The sequence below is a fragment of the Aeromicrobium sp. PFPM2_SD2 genome (genome assembly GCF_057364525.1).
In genome coordinates this window covers 1-4,093 of the sequence record NZ_JBNFNZ010000213.1, presented here as the reverse complement: position 1 = coordinate 4,093, position 4,093 = coordinate 1, and the positions used below count along the sequence as shown (strand labels likewise).

At 73.2% G+C, this 4,093-nt stretch carries 3 protein-coding genes and 2 pseudogenes; 2 read left to right on the top strand and 3 right to left on the bottom strand.

Features of this window, described 5'->3' with window-relative positions:
- The 3 genes from AC2W7G_RS10520 to AC2W7G_RS10510 form a co-directional block, all read right to left on the bottom strand.
- On the bottom strand, window positions 1–246 hold a 246-nt coding region (locus AC2W7G_RS10520; protein WP_485868384.1), incomplete at its 3' end, for a LemA family protein.
- A 40-nt stretch (window positions 247–286) separates the two neighbouring features.
- Window positions 287–1,204, bottom strand: a complete 918-nt coding sequence (locus AC2W7G_RS10515) for a DUF2207 family protein (RefSeq protein ID WP_485868385.1) — start codon at window positions 1,202–1,204, stop codon at window positions 287–289.
- 22 nt (window positions 1,205–1,226) lie between these two features.
- Window positions 1,227–2,090 carry a DUF2207 domain-containing protein gene (locus AC2W7G_RS10510; RefSeq protein WP_485868383.1) on the bottom strand — a complete coding sequence of 288 codons (864 nt, stop codon included), beginning with the start codon at window positions 2,088–2,090 and terminating at the stop codon, window positions 1,227–1,229.
- A gap of 65 nt (window positions 2,091–2,155) precedes the next feature.
- On the opposite strand from AC2W7G_RS10510, the pseudogene argG reads away from it, so the two are divergent.
- Window positions 2,156–3,581 (top strand): annotated as a pseudogene (gene argG, locus AC2W7G_RS10505) (argininosuccinate synthase).
- Window positions 3,582–3,607: 26 nt separating this feature from the next.
- Window positions 3,608–4,093: pseudogene (locus AC2W7G_RS10500) on the top strand (N-acetyl-gamma-glutamyl-phosphate reductase); the annotation flags it as partial.

Sequence of the window (4,093 nt, the reverse complement as noted above, 5' to 3'; positions counted from 1 at the left end):
GGCGGCGCCGGCCGCGGCGGCCCGGGCCGCGGTGACCGCCTCGAAGACGCCGCGCTCGTGCGTCGCGTAGCCCTTGACCGTGTTGACCAGGTTCGGGATGAGGTCGGCGCGGCGGGTCAGCTGGACGTCGATGCCGCCCAGCGCCTCCTGCGCCTCGACGTCGGCGGTGCGCAGCTTGTTGAAGCCGACGACGCCCAGCCCGACGAGCAGGACGAGCACGACGACGATGACGATGATCCAGATCATGGGGTGATCCTTGCGCACGGGGGAGCGAGGCGTCGAGCGGTCACCACGAGCCGCCTCCGCCCCCGCCACCGCCGAAGCCGCCCCCGCCGCCGAAGCCGCCGCCGGACGACGACGAGGACGCCTGGGTGGCCTGGTAGGCGCTGATCGAGGACGAGATGGACGACTCGAAGCCCGCGACCGCCTGGTCGAGCGCGGCCGCGCCGCCGAGTGCGTAGACCGGCAGCCCGGGGGCCGGGACGTACCAGTCGGGCAGCGGCGCGGACTGCCCGGTCTGCTTCTCGTACGTGCGGGCCCAGGCGTCGGCGGAGTCGAAGACGACGGCGTAGGGGATGAAGTCGGTGTACAGGTCCTGACGGGCGCTGAAGTCGAAGCGGGCCTCGGCCGAGTCGGTGGTCAGGACCCGGCGGAAGCCGCCGGCGTGCGACCACAGCAGGCGTCCCTCGCGGGTGCGCCGCGTGCCGACCCCCGGCGCGAGCAGGCCGAGGCCGCCGATCGCGAAGGCGACCAGGGGCGCGACCCAGACGTAGGGACGCACGACGAACGCCAGCGCGACCGCGAGCACGACGGCGCCGACGACCGCGAAGCGTCCGACCCACTCCGACGCCACGTGACGCAGGGCTCCCGAGGCGGTGGCCCAGCCGGTGGTCGCCGTCTTGACCGACGTGCGCAGTCCCGCCAGCGTCGTGCCGGCCGCCACCGACCCGTCGGCGCGGAAGGTCGCGCCGGGCGTCGTGACCCCGAGCATCTCGCCGACGTGGCGGGTGACGACGTCGTGCTCCTCCCACGCCTGCGGCTCGGCCAGCCCGACGACGGTCAGCGCGTCGGCGTCCTGCTCGAGCCGGGTCAGCCCGAGGGACGCCTGGTGCAGCAGCGTCGCCACCAGCGCGCGGTCCGGCACGCGCTCCTCGACGATGTAGGCGGTCTGGGCCGGCCCCAGGCCGGGCGGCGGCTCGAACATCACCGGGTAGCCGGGCGTCCGCTCACGGGCCCGGCGCTCCCACAGCTGTCCCGCGACGAGCGCGAGCAGGCTCAGCACGCCGACCACGACGACGACCGGCAGCGAGCGTCCGAGGGCCAGGTCCATCGACACCGGCCAGGGCACCGACGCGCGGTCCGGGGCGGCGACGTCGAGGTCGGCGCGCAAGGGTGACCGGCGTGCGCGGGTCGAGCGGTCCGGCGGTGAGCGTGACGGTCTTCCCGTCCGTGCGGGCCGCGTCGCAGGCGTCCAGGGCGGTGCCCCAGCCGGTGGCGCACGTGACGGACTCCGGGGCGACCGGCAGCCGGACGTCGACGGTCGCCCGCTCGATCGGCATCTCCCAGCCGCCGGGCACGACGTTCCAGTACAGGACCGAGCGGTCCGGGTGGTCGCTCGTCCAGCTCGAGGAGCCGTCACCGTCGGCCGAGCCGGCCGGCACGAGCGCGCCGTCGACCCGGTAGGTGATGACGTACGTGTGCGAGCCGGGGGAGACGAAGCGGTCGGCGTCGCCGATGCGGGCGACGCGGAAGCGGCGTCCGTTGCTCCACGCGAGCGTGAACGGCTCGGCGGCCCCGTCGAGGGTCACCTCGACGTCCTCGGGCACGAGGCGGGCGCCCTCGTCGACCGGGTCGGCCAGGTCGAAGTAGCGGAAGATGCCGTGCCGGCCGCCCGGAAACTGCGCGGTCACCTGCTCGCGCGCGGTGAGCGTGCCGTCCTCGTCGACGTCGAACGACGCGCGGTAGCCGGTGATGGTCACCGGGTCGGTGGCCGGCGAGGACTCCCCGGGCTGCGAGGCGATCCAGCCGGGCAGCAGCCCCGCCGCCACGACCACGAGCAGGGCGACGAGTCGCAGGAGCAGCAGACGCATGCGAGCATCGTAGGGGCGGCGGGTCGGTGTGCACGTTCTTGCAGACGTATGCAAGAATGTGCGACATGTCCAAGGTCCTCACCTCCCTCCCCGCCGGCGAGCGCGTCGGCATCGCCTTCTCCGGCGGCCTCGACACCTCGGTCGCCGTCGCCTGGATGCGCGACAAGGGCGCCGTGCCGTGCACCTACACCGCCGACATCGGCCAGTACGACGAGCCGGACATCTCCGGCGTCCCGGGCCGCGCGATGGAGTACGGCGCCGAGCTCGCCCGCGCCATCGACTGCAAGCGCCCGCTCGTCGACGAGGGCCTCGCCGCGCTCGCCTGCGGCGCCTTCCACATCCGCTCGCGGCCGCACGTACTTCAACACCACGCCGCTGGGCCGCGCCGTCACCGGCACGCTGCTGGTGCGCGCGATGCAGGAGGACGGCGTCAACATCTGGGGCGACGGCTCGACGTTCAAGGGCAACGACATCGAGCGGTTCTACCGCTACGGCCTGCTGGCCAACCCCGAGCTGCGCATCTACAAGCCGTGGCTGGACGCCGACTTCGTCGCCGAGCTCGGTGGCCGCCAGGAGATGAGCGAGTGGCTCGTCGCCCACGAGCTGCCCTACCGCGACAGCGCCGAGAAGGCCTACTCCACCGACGCCAACATCTGGGGCGCGACGCACGAGGCCAAGACGCTCGAGCACCTGGACGTCTCGCTGGAGACCGTCGAGCCGATCATGGGCGTCAAGTTCTGGGACCCGTCGGTCGACATCGACGCCGAGGACGTGACCATCACCTTCGAGGCCGGCCGTCCGGTCGCGATCAACGGCACGCGCTTCGACGACCCGGTCGCGCTCGTCATGGAGGCCAACGCCATCGGCGGCCGCCACGGGCTCGGCATGTCCGACCAGATCGAGAACCGCATCATCGAGGCCAAGAGCCGCGGCATCTACGAGGCGCCCGGCATGGCGCTGCTGTTCACCGCCTACGAGCGGCTGGTCAACGCGATCCACAACGAGGACACGATCGCCAACTACCACCAGCACGGACGCCGGCTGGGCCGGCTCATGTACGAGGGACGCTGGCTCGACCCGCAGTCGCTCATGCTGCGCGAGTCGATCGAGCGCTGGATCGCGTCGGTCGTCAGCGGCGACGTCACGCTGCGCCTGCGCCGCGGCGAGGACTACACCGTCCTGGACACCCAGGGCCCGGCGTTCTCCTACCACCCCGAGAAGCTGTCGATGGAGCGCACGGACAACGCCGTGTTCGGCCCCACCGACCGCATCGGCCAGCTCACCATGCGCAACCTCGACATCGCCGACTCGCGGGCCAAGCTCGAGCTCTACGCCGAGCAGCCGCTCGACCAGGGCCAGGTGCTCGTCGAGAACGGCACGCTGTTCGGCGAGCTGCCGGCCGGCGGCGCGGTGCGCATCGAGGCCAACCCGTCCGCGGACGCCGACCCGCTGGCCCTGGACGCCGCGGCGATGGAGCTCGGCACCGACTGAGTCGGCGCCCGAGGGAAGGACGAACCATGCCCGAGAAGAAGATCACCGTCGCCGTCGCAGGAGCCAGCGGGTACGCCGGGGGCGAGGTGCTGCGCCTGCTGCTGCAGCACCCGCACGTGGAGATCGGTGCGCTCACGGCCGCGTCCAGCGCCGGCTCGCGCCTGGTCGAGCACCAGCCGCACCTGACGCCGCTGCACGATCGCGTGCTGCTCGAGACCAACGCCGAGACCCTCGGCGGCCACGACGTCGTGTTCCTCGGCCTGCCGCACGGCCAGTCCGGCGCGGTCGCCGCGACGCTGGGCGACGACACGCTCGTCGTCGACCTCGGCGCCGACCACCGCCTGTCGTCGGCGCAGGACTGGACCGACTACTACGGCGGCGACCACGCGGGCACCTGGCCCTACGGCCTGCCCGAGCTGCTGACCCCGGAGGACGCCAGCGCGACGCGCTCGGCGGCGTCGGGCGCATCGCCTGCCGGGCTGCAACGCACCGCGGTACGCTGGGCCCTGCAG